Origin of the sequence: Halopseudomonas pelagia, assembly GCF_009497895.1 — a bacterium.
In the GTDB taxonomy this organism is placed as follows: Bacteria; Pseudomonadota; Gammaproteobacteria; order Pseudomonadales; family Pseudomonadaceae; genus Halopseudomonas; species Halopseudomonas pelagia_A.
Genome location: NZ_CP033116.1, coordinates 4379169 through 4397572, shown reverse-complemented (window position 1 = coordinate 4397572; position 18404 = coordinate 4379169). Strand labels below are relative to the sequence as shown.

General features: G+C 59.1%; 13 protein-coding genes. 10 read left to right on the top strand and 3 right to left on the bottom strand.

Annotation, left to right across the window (positions count from 1 at the left end; genetic code table 11):
* Nucleotides 1–15 precede the first annotated feature (15 nt).
* The 7 genes from EAO82_RS20095 (at nucleotide 16) to cydC (ending at nucleotide 8298) form a co-directional block, all read left to right on the top strand.
* Nucleotides 16–1158, top strand: a complete 1143-nt coding sequence (locus tag EAO82_RS20095; protein WP_096346872.1) for an acyl-CoA dehydrogenase family protein — start codon at nucleotides 16–18, stop codon at nucleotides 1156–1158.
* Nucleotides 1159–1294: 136 nt separating this feature from the next.
* Nucleotides 1295–1657: a CidA/LrgA family protein gene (locus tag EAO82_RS20090; RefSeq protein ID WP_096346871.1), complete on the top strand. Its 363-nt coding sequence runs from the start codon at nucleotides 1295–1297 to the stop codon at nucleotides 1655–1657.
* The gene (locus EAO82_RS20085) at nucleotides 1654–2376 is read left to right on the top strand and encodes an LrgB family protein (protein ID WP_096346870.1); all 723 of its coding nucleotides are present in this window, start codon (nucleotides 1654–1656) and stop codon (nucleotides 2374–2376) included. Before EAO82_RS20090 ends, EAO82_RS20085 begins: the two co-directional genes overlap by 4 nt.
* Before the next feature lie 203 nt (nucleotides 2377–2579).
* On the top strand, nucleotides 2580–3983 hold the full coding sequence (locus EAO82_RS20080; protein WP_096346869.1) for a cytochrome ubiquinol oxidase subunit I: 1404 nt from the start codon (nucleotides 2580–2582) through the stop codon (nucleotides 3981–3983).
* Nucleotides 3984–3991: 8 nt separating this feature from the next.
* Nucleotides 3992–4993: a cytochrome d ubiquinol oxidase subunit II gene (gene cydB, locus EAO82_RS20075; protein WP_096346910.1), complete on the top strand. Its 1002-nt coding sequence runs from the start codon at nucleotides 3992–3994 to the stop codon at nucleotides 4991–4993.
* Nucleotides 4977–6656, top strand: coding sequence for a thiol reductant ABC exporter subunit CydD (gene cydD / locus EAO82_RS20070; RefSeq protein ID WP_218838617.1), 1680 nt, complete (start codon nucleotides 4977–4979; stop codon nucleotides 6654–6656). Before cydB ends, cydD begins: the two co-directional genes overlap by 17 nt.
* Nucleotides 6649–8298, top strand: a complete 1650-nt coding sequence (gene cydC / locus EAO82_RS20065; protein ID WP_096346868.1) for a thiol reductant ABC exporter subunit CydC — start codon at nucleotides 6649–6651, stop codon at nucleotides 8296–8298. The genes cydD and cydC overlap by 8 nt, the downstream gene beginning before the upstream one ends.
* 28 nt (nucleotides 8299–8326) lie before the next feature.
* On the opposite strand, the gene EAO82_RS20060 is transcribed toward cydC, so the two are convergent.
* The 3 genes from EAO82_RS20060 to EAO82_RS20050 all read right to left on the bottom strand — a co-directional run bounded on the left by EAO82_RS20060 (nucleotide 8327) and on the right by EAO82_RS20050 (nucleotide 15958).
* Nucleotides 8327–11623 (bottom strand): carboxyl transferase domain-containing protein, encoded by a 3297-nt coding sequence (locus tag EAO82_RS20060; protein WP_096346867.1) that lies wholly within the window; start codon nucleotides 11621–11623, stop codon nucleotides 8327–8329.
* Nucleotides 11623–13314 carry an AMP-binding protein gene (locus EAO82_RS20055; RefSeq protein WP_096346866.1) on the bottom strand — a complete coding sequence of 564 codons (1692 nt, stop codon included), beginning with the start codon at nucleotides 13312–13314 and terminating at the stop codon, nucleotides 11623–11625. The genes EAO82_RS20060 and EAO82_RS20055 overlap by 1 nt, the downstream gene beginning before the upstream one ends.
* 232 nt (nucleotides 13315–13546) lie before the next feature.
* Nucleotides 13547–15958 (bottom strand): penicillin-binding protein 1A, encoded by a 2412-nt coding sequence (locus EAO82_RS20050; protein WP_096346865.1) that lies wholly within the window; start codon nucleotides 15956–15958, stop codon nucleotides 13547–13549.
* A gap of 185 nt (nucleotides 15959–16143) precedes the next feature.
* Between EAO82_RS20050 and EAO82_RS20045 the strand changes: the two genes are divergently transcribed.
* The 3 genes from EAO82_RS20045 to EAO82_RS20035 are packed head-to-tail and all read left to right on the top strand — an operon-like array spanning nucleotide 16144 to nucleotide 18400.
* Entirely contained in the window at nucleotides 16144–17208 is a 1065-nt protein-coding gene (locus EAO82_RS20045) for a pilus assembly protein PilM (RefSeq protein ID WP_096346864.1), read from the top strand.
* Nucleotides 17208–17783: a PilN domain-containing protein gene (locus EAO82_RS20040; RefSeq protein ID WP_096346863.1), complete on the top strand. Its 576-nt coding sequence runs from the start codon at nucleotides 17208–17210 to the stop codon at nucleotides 17781–17783. Before EAO82_RS20045 ends, EAO82_RS20040 begins: the two co-directional genes overlap by 1 nt.
* Nucleotides 17780–18400, top strand: coding sequence for a type 4a pilus biogenesis protein PilO (locus EAO82_RS20035; RefSeq protein WP_096346862.1), 621 nt, complete (start codon nucleotides 17780–17782; stop codon nucleotides 18398–18400). Before EAO82_RS20040 ends, EAO82_RS20035 begins: the two co-directional genes overlap by 4 nt.
* Nucleotides 18401–18404: the final 4 nt, after the last annotated feature.

Below are 18404 nucleotides of genomic sequence, written 5' to 3'. Positions count from 1 at the left end.
TTCGAGGTAAAGACGATGGCAGCTTTGGTACTTAATGAAGAACAACAGATGCTCAAGGACGCCGCCAAGGGCTTCTTGAGCGAGAGCGCACCGATCAGCCAGTTGCGCCAACTGCGTGACAACCGCGATGAGGCCGGATTCTCCCGCGAGCTGTGGCAGAGCATGGTCGAGATGGGCTTTGTCGGTACGCTGATGCTGGAAGAATTTGGCGGCTCGGCCTTCGGCAACGTCGGCATGGGTCAGGTATTTGAACAAGCCGGCCGCAACCTCAGTGTTGCCCCGCTGCTGTCTACGGCGGTGATCGGCGTTTGCGCACTGCAGTTGGCTGGCTCCACTGAGCAGAAGCAGGCGCTGTTGCCGGCTATTGCCGAAGGCAAGCTGTTGACCGCACTGGCCGTGGATGAAACGCCGCGGCATAACCCTGCACGCGTGACCACCACGGCGGCGCCTCAGGGTGCGGGTTTTGTGCTTAACGGGCACAAATCCTTCGTCATCGATGGCCATGTGGCGGACAAGCTGATCGTTTCGGCGCGCACTGCTGGTGACAAGAACGACCGTGCGGGTATCAGCCTGTTTCTGGTCGATCGCCAGGCGGCTGGGGTGAGCGTTGAACGCACCTTTATGGTCGACAGCCGCAATGCCGCGATTGTGCGATTTGATAATGTGCAGGTGGATGCAAGTGCGCTACTCGGCGAGCAGGGCCAGGGCTTTGAGGTCCTCGACAAGGTCCTTGATGTGGCGAACGCACAGCTGGCTGCAGAATTGCTGGGAATAGCATCACAGGCTTTCGAAGTGACTGTTAAATACCTGCAGGAGCGCAAGCAGTTTGGCGTGGTGCTGGGCTCTTTCCAAGGGCTGCAACACCGCTGCGCGCATCTGTTCAGCGAGCTGGAGCTGGTCAAGTCGGTGGTGCTCAAGGCCCTGGCGGCGCTGGATGAGGGTGCCGAAGAGGCATCACAGCTGGTTAGCCTGGCCAAGGCCAAGAGTTCTGAAGTGGCGGAGTTGGCGACGAACGAGGCGGTGCAGATGCACGGCGGCATGGGCATGACCGACGAATTTGATGTCGGCCTGTTCATGAAGCGGGCGCGGGCGGCGCAGTTGCTGTTCGGTGACTACCGTTATCATGCTGATCGCTTCGCCAGCTTGCGCGGCTACTGATCCGTTAAAGCAAGCAAGCGCTGCAGAAAGCCGGGCCCGTGCCCGGCTTTTTTATGCTCCGGCGCAACCTGGGACTAGGCACTAGCGAGTTCTGTGTTTAACCTTGCGGGTTACCTGCTAGTAAGTGGATGTACTTATGCTGTTACGCGGACTGACTTGGCTCATCGTTTTTCAGTTGCTCGGTACGGGTTTGAACGTTCTGTTCCTGCCTTTTCTGCCTGGCCCGATTATCGGAATGGTGCTGCTGCTGATCTATCTGGTGCTGCGCGGCGAGGTGGGCGAGCCGCTAGAACATGCCGCCGGCAGCCTGTTGAAATATCTTCCCCTGATTCTCGTGCCGCCAGCTGTGGGCGTCATGGCCTACGGCGCGGAAATGGCAGAGTACGGCTTGGCCATGGCCGTCACCTTGTTTGTTTCGCTGTTTCTGGCCCTGCCGCTGTGCGGCTGGATAATGGAGCGAATGATGCGTCGCAAACAGGCACGGGAGTCACAATCATGAGTGGCAGTTTGCTGTTGGCCTGGCAGGCGATCATGGATCACCCTTTATTCTGGGTCGGGGTTACGCTGGCGGCCTACCAGAGCGGTGTGGTGCTCTACGAACGCAGCGGCATGGCGGTATTTCATCCGGTGCTGGTATCCATTCTGCTGTTGATAGGCATCATCCTGCTTCTGGGCGGAGAGCTGAGTGCTTACCACCAGAGCGTGACACCCTTGATGGTGCTGATTGGGCCGGCAACGGTGGCGCTGGCAGTGCCGCTGTATGTAAACCTGAAACGCATACGCGAATTTCTGTCCCCGGTACTGGTTACGCTGCTGGTAGGCGGCACGCTGGCCACGCTGGCAACTATCGTGATTGCCTGGGGTCTGCGCATCGAACATTCGCTGGTCATGACCATGGCGCCGAAATCGGTGACCACGCCCATAGCCATGCTGGTTGCCGAGCAGACCGGTGGCATAGCCGCGCTGGCAGCGGTTTTTGTAATGATCACTGCGGTTATAGCGGCGGTATTCGGTCCCTGGTTATTACGTATTGTCGGCGTTCGATCAGAAGCGGCCTGGGGCCTGTCGATGGGCATCTGCGCGCATGCGATAGGCACGGCCCTGTCGCTCGAACGCAGTAAAGAGGCGGGCGCCTTTGCCGCTCTGGGCATGAGCTTGATGGGCATCACTACGGCAATCTTGCTGCCCCTGGCCGTTACCCTCTGGTTGTTGATTTAACACCCAGTTACCGCTGCGGCATTTTACCACCTGGCCCCGATCCTCATCTGGGGCCACACTATCTGCTAGAACATGTACCAGGGCCGTGCTTGGCTCTGGAACATTCCCGGCCTAGATGCGGTCACAGCCTCGTTCCGTTTTAACTGACCCGCTGCCATTTACCGCATACGCGGCATCAACTTTTCCATTAAGGAGCTGTGCGCATGGAATTGGATCCTCTCCTGCTGTCACGCATCCAGTTTGCATTTGTGGTGTCGTTTCACGCGATATTTCCGGTCTTTACCATCGGGTTGGCATCTTTTATTGCCTTCCTCGAAGCGCTGTCGTTCAAGACCGGCAATCCAGTCTGGGAACGCCTGTCCAAGTTCTGGGTACAGGTGTTTGCCGTGGTATTTGCCATGGGCGTGGTATCGGGCATTGTCATGTCTTTCCAGTTTGGCACCAACTGGAGTAACTATTCCTACGCAGCCGCCAACTTCCTCGGGCCGATGCTCAGCTATGAGGTGATCACCGCCTTTTTCCTCGAGGCGGCGTTCCTGGGTGTGCTGTTGTTTGGTCGCAACAGGGTGCCCAAGGGTGTGCATCTGTTTGCTGCCTGCATGGTAGCGCTGGGTACCTTCATTTCCGCATTCTGGATTCTGGCGGCCAATAGCTGGATGCATACACCCGCCGGTGTCGAACTGCGCGACGGCGTGTTCTTTGTTACCTCCTGGACCGAAGCGATCTTCAATCCCTCCTTCCCTTATCGCTTTGCCCACATGGCGGTTGCATCCTTCCTGACGGGGGCTTTTGTGGTGTCGGGGGTCAGCGCCTGGTACCTGCTGCGCGGACGTGAGATCGAGGTTAATCGCAAGGCGCTGTCCATGTGCCTGTGGTTGATTCTGATTCTGGCGCCCACCCAGGCGGTTATTGGTGACTTCCACGGTATCAACACGCTGGAGCATCAGCCAACCAAGGTAGCGGCAATGGAAGGCAACTGGGAAACCGCCTCCGGCGTGCCCTTGCTGCTATTTGCCTGGCCCGATCAGGAAAGCCAGAGTAACCGCTTTGAAATCGCGATCCCCAAACTGGCCAGCCTGATCCTCACCCATGACCTCAATGGAGAGGTGCCGGGGCTTAATGAGGTCGCGGCGGAAGAACAGCCCCCGGTGGCCATAGTCTTCTGGGGATTCCGGGTGATGGTGGGTCTGGGATTGCTGATGATTGCTACGGCCTTTACCGGGCTGCTGCTGCGCCATAAGCAGCGCTATTGGCAAACGCCCTGGTTCCTGCAAGGGCTGCGGCTGATGAGTGTCACGCCTTTTATTGCGGTTCTGGCTGGCTGGATCGTGACCGAGTCCGGGCGCGCGCCCTGGTTGGTCTACGGCCTGATGACCCATGCGCAGGGCGTGACTCCGTCGCTGACCGGCGGCATGGCGCTGTTTACTTTGCTTGGCTACATCCTGGTCTACGCGATGATATTCAGCGCGGGTCTTTATTACCTGATGCGCGTATTACAGGACGGTCTGGAGGTCCCAGAGCGTGTTACCGAGCTGGATGATGATGTACACCGGCCGGCGCGTCCGTTCTCGGGCAGCGACGTCTCATTCGAACAGAAGGGGTCCTGAACATGGAAATGGAAATCTTCGACCTGTCGATGATCTGGGCCATGATCATCGCATTCGCGGTGATCATGTATGTGCTGATGGATGGCTTCGATCTGGGCGTGGGCATGCTGTTCCCCTTCGCCCCGGATGAGGACGCCCGCGATGTGATGATGAACTCGGTGGCGCCAGTCTGGGACGGTAACGAAACCTGGCTGGTATTGGGTGGCGCAGGTCTGCTGGGTGCCTTTCCGCTGGTCTACTCGATTCTCTTGCCAGCCTTGTACATCGGTGTGTTCCTGATGCTTGCCGGTCTGATCTTTCGCGGCGTGGCGTTCGAGTTCCGCTTCAAGGCAAAAAGCTCGCGCTACCTGTGGAACTGGGCCTTTGCCGGCGGCTCCTTTCTCGCCGCCTTTGCCCAGGGCGTGGTGGTCGGCTCCTATATTCAGGGCTATGAGACCGAAGGCCTGGCCTACGCCGGCGGTGCGTTTGATTGGCTGACGCCCTTCACTGTGATGACAGGGATCGGGTTGATGGCCGGTTATGCACTGCTTGGCTGCACCTGGCTGATCATGAAAACCGAGGGCTATATTCAGGAATGGGCCTACGGCCTGGCGCCCTGGTTACTCGGTGCGGTGCTGGCCGTGTTCGCGATCATCAGCATCTGGACGCCTTCAGTTGACCCTGCCGCCTTTGAGCGCTGGTTCGCAGTGATTCGCTGGATCTGGATCTTCCCGGTGCTGGCGCTGTTCTTCGCCTTCCAGGTCTGGAGTGGGCTGAGAAAGCGCAAGGAGGTCCTGCCCTTTATCGCCACCATGGCAATGTTTGCCTCGACCTACTTCGGTCTGCTCTGGACCCGCTGGCCCTATGTGATCCCACCGAACTTCACCCTGTGGGATGCGGCCTCGGCTCCGGAGTCACAGCTGTTTCTGCTGCTGGGGATGCTGTTCGTGATTCCGATTATCCTGGCCTATACGGCCTGGACCTACTGGGTATTCCGCGGCAAGGTCCGCGTGGGTGAAGGCTATCACTGAGTCCGGTCGCCGCAGCCGCAACTGGTTGCGGCTCCAGGGGCTGGCAGTCCGGCCCTGGTTGCACGCTGCGGTACTGCTGGGGTTTATGCATACTCTAACAGTCATGGCGCAGATGGGCCTGATTGCCTGGTTGGTACATGCCCTGCTGGTCGCGCAGGTGCCCTATTTCAATCTCCTATGGCCGGGTGCTGGTTTGGCGTTGGCCATTCTGTTGCGCGCCCTGGCGCAGGGCGCCCAGGAACGTTGTGGTCAGCGTGCCAGCGCCCAGGTACGCCAGCAGACACGGGTGCAGATCGCCAGTAGCTGGGCCGATTTGGGGCCGGTGCGTTTGGCAGATCGCTCCAGCGCGACTCTGACCAATCAATGGGTCGAGCAGGTGGAAGCGCTGGACGGTTACTACGCGCGCTACCTTCCGCAGCAATGGCTGGCATTGCTTTCCCCGCTTCTAATACTCGCGTTGGTGTTCTGGCTCGACTGGCTTGCGGCGCTGTTTTTGCTATTCGCGGCGCCATTGATTCCGCTGTTCATGGCCTTGGTGGGCATGAGTGCGGAGAAAGTCAGCCAGCAACACGTACTCGAAGCCGGCCGACTGGCTGGGCATTTTCTTGATCGGGTGCGCAGCCTGACCAGCTTGCAACTTTTCGGTCAGGTCGGCGCGGCCACCCTGTCGGTACAGGAGGCGGCCGAGCGCTATCGCTCGGTGACCATGCGCACCCTGCGCGTGGCCTTTCTCTCGTCGGCTGTGCTTGAGTTTTTTGCCTCGGTGGCGATAGCCGTGGCGGCCATGTATATCGGTTTTGGTTTGCTCGGCTATATCCAGTATGGGCCGGCAGCGGAACTGACGCTGTTTTCCGGTCTGTTTATTCTGCTGCTGGCGCCGGAGTTCTTTCAGCCGCTGCGCAGCCTGGCGCAGGCCTATCATGATCGGGCTGCGGCGCTGGCGGCGGCGGATGGTCTGGCCGCTTTGCAGCACGAATCGGCCAGCCTGATCCAGCCTGAGCACCGCTCATCTACCGCGGATGCTGACAAACTTTCTATACAAAATCTGGTGCTTGCTTACCCTGGGCGCGGACGCGTGCTTGATCGGATCACTTTAAACATCGGTCTTGGCCAGGTTGTGGCGTTAGTGGGACCGTCGGGCTCAGGCAAGTCGAGTCTGCTGCATTGCCTGGCCGGCTTTGTACAGCCCGACGAGGGTGTGATCAGTTTATTCCGACGCTCACCCGGTAAGCAGCCGATTGCCTGGCTGGGGCAGCGGCCCTTTTTGATTCAAGGCAGTTGGGCCGACAATCTGCGACTGACTGCGCCACAGGCGGATTCGCCAGGCATGCTGCGCGCCATCGAGGCGGTGGGGCTCGGCCCCTTGCTGGCAACTCAATCCGCTGGCCTGGATACGCCGCTGGGCGAAGGCGGACGCGGGCTGTCCGGCGGGCAAGCGCAGCGCCTGGCGCTGGCGCGGGTCTGGTTGTCTGACGCCGATCTGGTATTGCTCGACGAGCCCACCGCCAGCCTTGATGAGCATAGTGAAGCCGAAGTGATAGAGGCGTTGCGGGCGTTGGCGGGCAGTGGCAAAACGCTGGTTATAGCGACCCATCACCCTGCGCTGATGGCGTTGGCGGATCGCCGTGTCGAGCTGGTCAAGGGGAGACTGACGCATGTCTGAACTCAAACCCTGGCTGAATCTGATCATGCAGCGCCGCGCACGTTTGTGGATTGGCGCGTTGCTACTGGCCTTGACGCTGTTTAGCGCTGTCGGGCTGCTGGCGCTGTCGGGCTGGTTTATTACTGCCACCGGTGTAACAGCGCTGTTGTGGGCAGCGGGCCAACGGGTGATGTTCGATGTGTATATGCCTGGCGGCGGCATTCGCTTCTTCGCTCTGACGCGCACCGTCGCGCGTTATTTTGAGCGGGTGTTTAATCACAATACCGTGCTGAGTCTGCTTGCGGATCTGCGCGGTAAGCACTTCGCGGCGCTGGCAGCGCTGGACGGCGCGACCCTCGGCCGGCTGCGCGCGGCGCAGTGGCTGAATCGGCTGACCGCCGACATCGATACTCTGGACACCCTGTATCTGCGATTGCTGGCGCCACCCCTGGTGGCGTTGCTGGGGGTTGTGCTGGTCTGCGGGTTGATTGCGATATTCCATGCATCACTGGCGCTGTTGATTGGTGCTCTGCTGCTGGCACTGCTGTTGGCGCTGACATTGGGGATGGCGCGCTTGGGTTTGCATTACAGCGCCCGCCGAGTAGAGCAGTTGGACGGCCTACGGGTGCTGGCCGTCGAGCAGTTGCAGGGTTTGGCCGAGCTGACCGCCGCCGGCACGCTGGGCTCACATCGGCAGCAGTTGCTGTCAGCCAGCCAGCGGATGCTGGACGATCAACTGGTGCTGCAGGGTCGCATTGCCTTTGGTCAGGCGCTGACCACGCTCGGGGTAATGGGCGCAGTGGTGGTGGGGCTGTTTGGCACCATTCAAGCCTATATTGCCGGGCTGGTGTCGGGGCCAGTCATGGTGATGATTCCGCTGGCGTTGATGGCCTTGAGCGAAGGGTTTGCCGGGCTGCCGGCGGCCTTTGCGCAATATGGCGGTACTCGCGCGGCGGCCAGACGCTTGAATCAGCAGGCGGCGATGAGTACGGCGCTGCTGGACCCGGCTCAGCCGGCGGCTTTGCCTGCAGATTTGACGCTGCACTGGCGGGATGTCTGCGTGAAGTACGCGGGACTGCAGCAGCTGGATTTGACCCTGGCGGCGGGTAAGCGGCTGGCGATAATCGGTCCATCCGGTAGCGGTAAATCAACCCTGGCCGCGTTGGCGGCGCGGCTGATCGATCCTGATGCCGGGCAATTGATGCTGGCGGCCACCCCGTTGAAGCAGTTGTCGCTGAGCGAATGGCGAGCGCAGATCGGCTATCTGACCCAGCACACCGAATTGCTGCATGACAGCATTGCCGCCAACCTGTTGCTGGCCAATCCGGCAGCCACCAACCAGCAGCTTTGGCAGGTGCTGGAAATGGTCGATCTCGCCGAGCTGGTCAGTGCCCTACCGGCAGGTATCAACACCTGGGTCGGTGAGTCGGGTAAACAGCTGTCCGGTGGCGAAGGGCGGCGCCTGGCCTTGGCTCGCGTATTGCTCAAGGACGCGCCGCTGGTGATTCTGGATGAGCCCTTCAGCGGCCTGGATGCGGTCACGCGTGAGCGAGTCAGTCAGCGCCTGGAGCCCTGGCTAGAGGGCAGAACGGCGCTGTTTCTGGGTCATGATGCGGCCTTGTTGCCCAAAGCAGATCGGGTGATCGCTCTGGACTCGCTTTAACAGCAAAATCCGCGCCGCTCGCTTTACGCTACCAGGTATCGACGAATGGTCGGGTACCCTTGGTCAAGGATTCCGGCGGCGCGGAGCTGAGGCCGCGCAATAGCCAGTCGCGGGTTTCCATCGGGTCGATAACCGCGTCGATTTCCAGGAAACTGGCCATGCTCACGCCCTTGCCGCGACGATAGAGTTCGGCAACCAGCTTGTCGAATTGAGCCTGACGTTCGCCTTCATCTTCGATGGCCGCCAGCTCCTTGGCATAGCCCAGTCTGACCGCTCCCTCCAGCCCCATCGCACCAAACTCGCTGCTCGGCCAGCCAATGGTAAACATCGGCGCCATAAAGCTGCCCGCCGCCATCGCCTGGGCACCCAGGCCGTAGCCCTTGCGCAGCACCACGGTGAAGAAGGGTATTTTCAAGCTCGCCGCGGTGACGAACATGCGCGACACGTGACGCACCGTTGCCTGGCGCTCGGACTCCGGTCCGACCATGAAACCGGGGGTGTCGCACAGCGAGACCATCGGCAGGCCATGTGCCTGGCACAGTTGCATAAAGCGTGCGGCCTTGTCGCCGGCCACGGCATCAATGGCACCGCCCAGATGCATGGGATTGTTCGCTATCAAACCGAAGACCTTGCCGTTGATCCGGATCAGCGCAGTGATCAGCCCCGGCGCGAACTTCCGACGCAGCTCCAGTACTGAGCCAGTGTCAGCCAGCGTTTCAATGACTTCGCGGATGTCGTAAACGCGCAGGCGGTTTTCCGGAATCAGATGGCGCAGTTTGCGCTGATCCGTACAGTCGCCGCCAACCAGGTCACCCTGGAAATACGCCAGATATTGCTTGGCCACGCGAGTGGCTTCGGCTTCGTCCTTGACCAACACGTCGATCACACCATTGGGCCCATGCATGCTCATCGGACCCACCTGCTCGGGCGAGTAACTGCCCAGGCCGCCGCCTTCGATCATCGCCGGGCCGGCCATGCCCACGGTGGCGTTCTCGGTGGCAATGATCACGTCGCAGCAGCCGAGCAGGGCGGCGTTACCGGCAAAGCAGCGGCCGGATACCACGCCCACCAGCGGTACCTTACCGCTGAGGCGCGCCATGCGCATGAATGTGGTGCAGTCGAGTCCGGCTACGCCGACCTTGTCGATGTCACCTGGCCGGCCGCCGCCGCCTTCGGTAAAGAACACCAGCGGCAGGCGCCACTGCTCGGCCAGCTCGAGCATGCGGTCGGTCTTCTTGTGGTTCATTGCGCCCTGGGTGCCGGCGAATACCGTGTAGTCGTAACTCATCGCCATGCAGCGCGCGGCTTCGGCGCCGAACAGCTCGGCATTTACCGTACCGATGCCGGTAATCAGCCCGTCCGCCGGGCTCATTTTCAGTAGATCCGCGTGGCTGCGACGGGTGCGCTGCGCGGCCAGCGCCAGGCCGCCGTATTCCATAAAGCTGCCTTCGTCGAGCAGGTCCACCAGGTTCTCGCGGGCGGTACGCTGGCCGGTTTTACGGCGTTTGGCTACCGCGTCAGGTCGGCGCTCATCGGTCAGATTGGCGTGCAGCTCCAGCAGTTCGGCCAGGTCGGCGCGGATATGGGCGATATCCACCTGCTCCTCATTCAGCGCGTCGCCACCTTCAACCTCGGCAGGCTCAAGGAACAGCAGCGGATTGCCTTCGAACAGGTTGTCGCCAGGAGCGCAGGCAAGCACGCGGACGATACCGCTACGCTCGGACTTGACCACGAATTCCATCTTCATCGCTTCCATTACCGCGACTTGCTGACCCACAGCGATGCTGTCACCGGTTTGCACGTCGAGGCTGATCAGTACGCCCTGCACCGGGGCGTTCAGTGGCTCAGTACCGGCCGGCGCATCCACTGCCGCTGCTGGCGATGACAGGGCATGACCTGCGTGTTGAAAATACAGATGCGGGTGGGCCTGCTTGTTCTCGCTGGCGCGAGCGGCGATCAACTCCCCGGCATGGCTTTCAATAAAGCCGGTGGTCACCTGATTGTTCTGCACCTGCGGGTGGGCGAGCAGATTCTGCAGAAAATGCAGGTTGCTGCTGACGCCTTCCAGGCGGAATTCACAGAGTGCTCGATAAGCGCGGCGCAGCACTGCCTGGTAGTCGGCGTTGGCATGCACGATCAGTTTGGCCAGCAGTGAATCAAAGCTCGGGCTGGTGGTGTAGCCACTGTAGCCATAGCCATCGACCCGGACTCCAGGGCCGCTAGGTGGCTCATAGGCGCTCAGGGTGCCGCCAGCCGGCTTGGCGCTGCCATCGCTGCCCATACTCTCCAGATTGATCCGTAGCTGCACGGCGTAGCCTTGGGCGGCAGGGATCTGTCCTTGGGTAAGTCCCAGCTCTTCAAGGCTGGCACCGGCAGCCAGACGGATTTGCGTCTGTGCCAGATCGATGCCGGTCACGGCCTCGGTCACGGTATGCTCAACCTGGATACGCGGGTTGGCCTCCATAAAAACGAAGTCGCCGGTGTCCTCGTCCAGCAGGAATTCCACGGTGCAGAGTCCGCGGTAGGCCACCGCAGCGGTCAGTTTGATCGCGGCTTCCAGCATGCGCTGGCGCAGTGCGGGGTCCAGGCCGGGTGCTGGGGCAATTTCAAGCAGCTTTTGATTGCGCCGCTGCAGGGTACAGTCGCGTTCCCACAGATGACTGACCTGCTGGCCATCGCCGATGATCTGCACTTCGATATGCCGCGCATTGCGAATCAGCCGTTCGGCATAGAGCTCGCCACTGCCAAAGGCCGCCTTGGCTTCGGAGCTGCAGCGGGCAAAAGCCTGTTCCAGATCAGCGATATCCAGCACCGCGCGCATCCCGCGTCCGCCGCCGCCAGCCAGTGCTTTGAGCATGATGGCGCTACCGGCGCCTAGCTTCAGCATAAAGGCTCGCGCCTGCTCCAGGCTGGTACTCTGGTTGGTGCCCTGTACCAGTGGCACGTTGTGCTCCAGCGCCAACCGCCGGGCGCTGGCCTTGTCGCCGAAGGTCTCCAGTACGCTCGCCGCCGGGCCGATAAAAGTAATGCCGGCTTCATCGCAGAGTCTGGCAAAGCGCGCGTTCTCGCTGAGGAAGCCGTAGCCCGGATGAATTGCATCGCATTGATGCTCTTGCGCCAGCCGGACCAGTTGTTCGGCATCCAGGTAGGCACTGGCACCACGGCCTGTGAGCGCGACGGCCTGATCGGCCTTGCGCACATGCAGGGACTGGGCGTCGTCTTCGGCAAATACCGCCACGCTGAGCATCTCCAGCTCGGCGGCGGCGCGGGCCAGACGGATGGCAATTTCGCCACGGTTGGCGATCATTATTTTCTTGAAGGTCATCAGAGCCAGCCCTGCAGTTCGTTCTTTTTCACTTTGCCGGTGGCGGTCATCGGCAGGGAATCTACCAGTCGCACCTCCGGTACCTTGTAAATGGCCATCGCCTGCTTGCACCAATCTACCAGTTGCTGCGCGTCCAGATTACTGCCGGGCTTTTTCACCACGAAGGCCACCGGGCATTCGCCGCGTTTGTCGTCGTGGCGGCCGATCACCGCGGAGGCGAGGATCGCCGGATGCTGGCCAAGCATGGCTTCCAGCTCACTGGGAAACACGCTCATGCCGTTGACCTTGAGCATTTCCTTGCGCCGGCCCAGGTAGCGAATAAAACCCTGCTCGGTGATCACACCACTATCGCCGGTATGCAGCCAACCATCACGCAATGCTTCTGCACTGGCCTCGGGCTTGTTCCAGTAGCCCTTGAGTAGCGAAGGTGAACGCACACATAACTCACCCTCGCTGCCGAGCGGCAGCAACTCGCCCGTGGCGAAATCGCAGACCTTGAACTCGGTGCCGGGTACCGGCAGGCCAACAAAGGTCGGCGCCGACTTGAGATCGAAGTCGTCCTCCTGCAGGCCAGCGGTAAAGGTATCGCAGGTGTGGGTTTCGGTCATGCCGAAGCTGGTTTCAAACAGCGTGCAACCGGTCAGCTTGCGCCAGCGCTGGCGGTATTCGGGCGTCAGCTTCTTGATAAAGGACACGCAACTGGTGATCTGCAGTGAGCTGAGATCGAATTCGCTGACCTGCGGGTGATCGAGCACTTCCGAGGCGCTATCGACCAGCAGCCCGGTGTGATTTACCCGGTAATGCTGCACCGCGCTCATGAAGGTTAGCGTGTCCCAACGGGCCAGCAGCACCAGGGTGGTGCCGGAGAAAACCGGGAACAGCAAACCGGCATTTTCGCCAGCAATCCAGAACTCGGGCATGAAATTCAGGCTGACGCGCTTGCTGTCCAGACCCAATGCAGCAGGGACAAAACTGGCGCAGGTGTAGAGCATATCGCCGTGGGTATGGATGCAGCCTTTGGGCAGGCCGGTGGTGCCGCCGGTGTAGTTCAGCGCGGCAATGTCGTCCAGTGCCGGTACCGGCAGATCCGCTGCCGGTTGGATACCCTTGAGCGCGGGGAGCATGTCGATGTAATCGGTGACCGCCAGTTTAGGAGCACGCAGCAGGTCGGGTACCGGAATCGGCGGTTCTGCGGGACAGATCTCGGAGAGGCTGGTCGCAATGGCCAGCCGCACCTGGGTCTGTTCGCGAATCTCGCGAAACACTGGAAGCAACTGATCGAAGCAGACAATGACGCTGGCGCCGCTGTCCTTGAGCTGGTAGCTGAGCTCCATCGGCATCGCCATGGGGCTGACCGGAGCATGGATGGCGGCGGCCTTGAGAATGCCGTAAAAGGCGATATGCAGCTGCGGGCAGTTGGGCATGAATACTGCCACCCGATCGCCGGGGCGCACTTCCTGTTCGATCAGCAGCGCGGCAAAGCGATCGCTCAAATCATCCAGTTCGGCGTAACTGAGGTCATGGCCGTAGAAACGCACGGCCGGTTTGTCCGGCGTGGTTTCGGCCCAATGTCGCAGATATTCGGTCAGCGGCTTTTCTCCCAGCGGGTAGACGGGCGCCTGCGCGCTCTGCTCAGGCCACGCGTGCTGCTGCTTTTGTTTCAGCTCGCTCAGATAGGTTGGTTCATGCATGGCGGACACCTGATATTGTTTTTTTACCGATCATTTGTTTCCGATAAGGGAAATCCTACGGCTTTATTGCAATGGGTGCTGGTTTAGCAGAGAGACATGAGTGAAAGGAATAAGACGTTATCGTCTGACCGAATGGATTGCCTGTAACCAGCGGCTGCAGGTCAGAGCATGCTTGAGGTGGGACGCCTGGTCGAGCAGGCGCACGCTCGCTCGACCAGGCCTTGTAATGTTGTTAGAACAAGCCTTGGGGCAGTGAGTCGCTGCCGCCGGACGGATAGGCGCCGCTTTCAATTTCGTCCCAGGCCGGAGGCGCGTCCTCTTCCTTGAATATCTCAAAGAAACCGTCAGAGGCACCGGGCCGTGAGGTGCGACCAGTGGCCGGGTCTATGCGTACGCTGGTCAGCCCTTCGGGGATGGGTTGACTGTGCTCAGGTCTGCCATCCAGTGCGCCAGCCATAAAATCCATCCAGATCGGCAGCGCAGCGGTGCCGCCGTACTCGCGGCGGCCAAGCGTACTTGGCTGGTCGAAACCAACCCAGGCGACGGTGACGAAATCACCGTTATATCCAGCAAACCAGGCGTCTTTCTGATCGTTGGTGGTGCCTGTTTTCCCAGCCAGGTCCTTGCGCTGAAGCGCTCTTGCTCGTACTGCCGTACCGCGGGTAATGACGTCCTGCAGCATGCTGGTGAGCTGATAGGTCGTGCGTGGGTCGACTACTTCCTCCGCGATGGGCAGCTCTGGAATGGTGAAATCGGCATCGGTAAAATTGGCCGCCTGAGCGTAATGAGATAACCGTTCCTCATGGCGTTCACGGGCTGCTGGCGTCACTGCAGCGGCGGTGACCTCCAGGATCTGTCCGTTATAATCCTCGATCCGCTCTATCAGGTAGGGCTTGACGGCGTAGCCGCCGTTGGCGATGACGGTGTAGCCCTGGGCGATCTGCAGCGGTGTCAGTTCGGGCGTGCCCAACGAGGCAGACAGATTACGTGGCAGGTCCGAGCGGCTAAAGCCGAAGCGCTCGATATAACTGAGAGCTTTGTCTACCCCCAGGTCCTGCATCAAGCGGATGGACACCAGGTTGCGCGAGCGATACAAGGCTTCTCTAAGGCGTATCGGACCGAGGAAATCACCGCCAGAGTTTTGTGGCCGCCAGGCAGAATCCAGATAGTCATCGAAGAACACCAGTGGTGCATCATTGACCATGCTTGCCGGGCTGTAACCGTTATCAAGCGCGGCGGCATAGAGGAAGGGCTTGAAGCTCGATCCGGGTTGGCGGCGTGCTTGAGTAACCCGGTTGTAATTGCTTTCAACGAAAGAGAAGCCGCCGATCAGAGCCTGAATCGCGCCATCCTGCGGCGAGATGGAAATCAGCGCACTCTGGGCTTCGGGTACCTGGGTGAGGCGAAACTGGATGCCTTCGACCGGTACTACCCGAACAATATCGCCCACTGCCAATACATCTGCGGGTTTATTCGGGTTGGGTCCCATACTGTTGGCATTGAGGTGGGGGCGAGCCCAGCGCATCGCTTCCCAGGTGATTTCGCCCAGCGCTCCGCCACGCAGCAGCAGCGTCACCTTGTCATCGGCCACGCCGGTTACCATTGCCGGCAGCAGGCCACCCAGGCCGCGGTAATCCTTCAACAGTTCTGGCCACTCGTCAGGCTTGCTGTCCGGGTGCCGCGCTTCGGGACCACGGTAACCATGGCGCTGGTCGTAACTCATCAGACCGGTGCGCAGTGATACGTTGGCTAACGTCTGCAGCTCGCTATCGACTGTGGTGTACACGTGATAGCCATTGGTATAGGCCTTGTCGCCGAACTTGCTGAGCATTTCCAGGCGTGCCATCTCGGCCACATAGGGCGCTTCCAGCTCGGGATTGGAGCCATGGTTGGTAGCCGTGATCGGGCTGGCAACGGCTTCGTCATACTCGGCCTGGTCTATATATCCCAGACTCAGCATACGACCCAGGATCCAGTCGCGGCGCAACAACGTGCGTTCGGGGTTGGAGATCGGGTTGTAGCGTGACGGCGCCTTGGGCAGACCGGCGATCATGGCCAGGTCGGAGAGTGGCAGTTGATCTATCGAGGTGCCGTAATAAACCTGAGCGGCAGCTTCTATGCCGTAAGCTCTGTTGCCGAGATAGATCTTGTTGACGTAGAGTTCGAAAATCTCGCGCTTGTTAAGTGATCGCTCGATTTGCAGTGCCAGGAGTATCTCGTTGAGTTTGCGAGAAAAGACCCTGTCGCTGGTCAGAAAATAATTTTTTGCCACCTGCATGGTGATGGTGCTACCGCCGGTTTGAATACTCCCGGTTTGTACTAGCTCGGTAACGGCGCGCAGCAAGCCCATGGGGTCCACACCGTGGTGATTGAGGAAGTTGTCATCCTCGGCTGCGAGAATTGCATTAATAAAGTTTTCCGGCACTTGGCCGTAACTGATAGGTATGCGGCGCATTTCACCGAATTCTGCTATCAATTTGCTATCTGTGCTATATATCCGCAACGGCGTCTGCAATTGCACATCGCGCAGCGTTTCAACGTCCGGCAAGCCGGGGCTCAGATACAGCGCAATAGCGGTAAGGCCCATGATTGGGGCGCTTATCAGGGCGAGTAGAGACCAGAATAGAATTTTTAGAAAGCGCATAAGGGACAGGCAAATTCCCTGACAAATGAATTGGTTAGCTGTGTGGTGCGATGAGAACGGGTTAACAGTCTGCATTATAAGCGCATTTTTTTTGTTTTAGCTATTTGCGCTTGTACAAGGACTGTTATTTAATGTAGGAAAACATAAACCGTCCGTAAGTGTCGGATGCTGATAGGAAATTGGCTGTGCTAGGGCTCATAAAGAAAAAAGCGAATACGCTACTGGGCATTGATATCAGCTCCACTACGGTGAAGCTGCTCGAACTCAGTCGCTCAGGTAACCGTTATAAGGTCGAGGCCTATGCGGTTGAACCTCTCCCACCTAGTGCGGTGGTAGAAAAAAACATCGTCGAGCTTGAAGGTGTTGGCCAGGCATTGGAGAAAGTCCTTGCCCGGTCGCGCAGCTCTCTCAAGCAAGCCGCCGTTGCGGTCGCCGGTTCTGCGGTGATCACCAAGACCATTGAAATGGATGCGGATCTCGACCCAGAGGAAATGGAAGAGCAGATCAAGCTAGAAGCTGATCAGTACATTCCATATCCTCTGGATGAGGTTGCGATAGACTTCGAGGTCCAGGGGCCGTCACCGCGCAATCCCGATCGAGCTGAAGTGCTACTGGCCGCCTGTCGCCGTGAGAACGTCGATATTCGCGAGGCAGCGCTAGCGCTTGCCGGACTGGGCGCACGGGTGGTCGAGGTCGAGGCATACGCGATGGAGCGAGCCTGTGATCTGGTCATCGATCAGCTTGATGGTGACCGCGATGAGATGACCGTTGCGGTGATCGATATCGGCGCCACCATGATGACCCTCAGCGTATTGAGCAAGGGTCGGATCATTTATACCCGCGAGCAATTGTTCGGTGGCAAGCAGCTCACTGACGAGATTCAGCGACGCTACGGTTTGTCGCAGGAAGAGGCGGGTCTGGCGAAAAAACAGGGTGGTTTGCCAGACGATTACGAGAGTGAAGTGCTGGGGCCTTTCAAGGACGCAGTGGTTCAGCAGGTATCTCGTTCTCTGCAATTCTTCTTTGCCGGTGGCCAGTATAACGATGTGGATTACATCCTTCTTGCCGGCGGTACAGCCTCCATACCGGGACTTGATCATCTGATACAGCAAAAGATTGGTACCACCACGCTGGTCGCCAACCCCTTTGCAAACATGACCCTGTCAAACAAAGTCAATGCAGTGGCGCTTAGTAATGATGCGCCGGCATTGATGATTGCCTGTGGTCTGGCAATGAGGAGTTTCGACTAATGGCTCGCATTAACCTATTACCCTGGCGCGAGCAGCTCAGGGAAGAGCGCAAGAAAGAGTTTCTGACCATTCTGGCCTTGATCGTGATAGTGGCGGGTGCACTGGTGTTCCTCGGCGACCGCTTTTACGCCGGCAAAATTGATCATCAGAACGCGCGTAATAAATTCCTGCAGGACGAAATCACGCTGCTGGAAGCGCGCATCAAGGAGATCGAACAGCTGCAAGCGCGACGCACGCAACTGCTTGACCGCATGAAGATCATTCAGGATCTGCAGGGTAATCGTCCAATCATCGTTCGGGTATTTGACGAGATGGCGCGGACCTTGCCAGATGGCGTGTTCTTCACCTCGGTCAATATGCGTGGCTCGACCGTCAATATCAAAGGTGGTGCCGAATCCAACAGCCGGGTTTCCAATCTGATGCGTCAGATGGATGCCTCTGAATGGATGACTTCGCCGAACCTGACTGCGGTGCGCGCGGTTACCTCGGGCGGCGTTGATCAGGCTAACGTTTTCGAGCTCTCAGTCCGTCAGACTGAGCCGAAGGCTTCTGCTGAGGGAGCGCAGCAGCAATGAGTATGTCTCAAATCAAGGATAGTTTTCGCAAGATCGATATCAATAATATCGACTTCAACAATGTCGGAGTCTGGCCTGGGGCGTTAAAGTTTATCGTCGGCCTGCTCCTGTTCATCGCCCTTTTGTTCGCTGGCTATCACTTTCATTTGAAAGATATGAAGGCCAGTCTGGAGCAGACCGAAGCCAGAGAAGTGGCTTTGCGCAAAGACTTTACCGATAAATCTTTTCGGGCGGCCAATCTGGAAGCCTACAAGGAACAGTTGGTTGAAATCGAAGAGCGCTTCGGTGCCCTGTTGAAGCAGTTGCCCAGCGACACTGAAGTGCCCGGTCTGCTTGAAGATATTACCCAGATGGGCCTTAACAGTGGTCTGGAGTTCGAGTCGATCACTTTGCAGCCGGAGTCGGCGCAGCAGTTTTATATTGAGCTGCCGATAAAGATCGTAGTGCAGGGCAGTTATCACGATATCGCCACATTTGTCAGCAGCGTCTCAGGTCTGCCGCGCATCGTTACACTGCATGATTTCGATATTGTTCCGGTTACCGAGGGCAATCCGGATCTGTTGAAAATGGATATTCTCGCGAAAACCTATCGCTACAACGAAGCAGGGGGCCAATAATGAT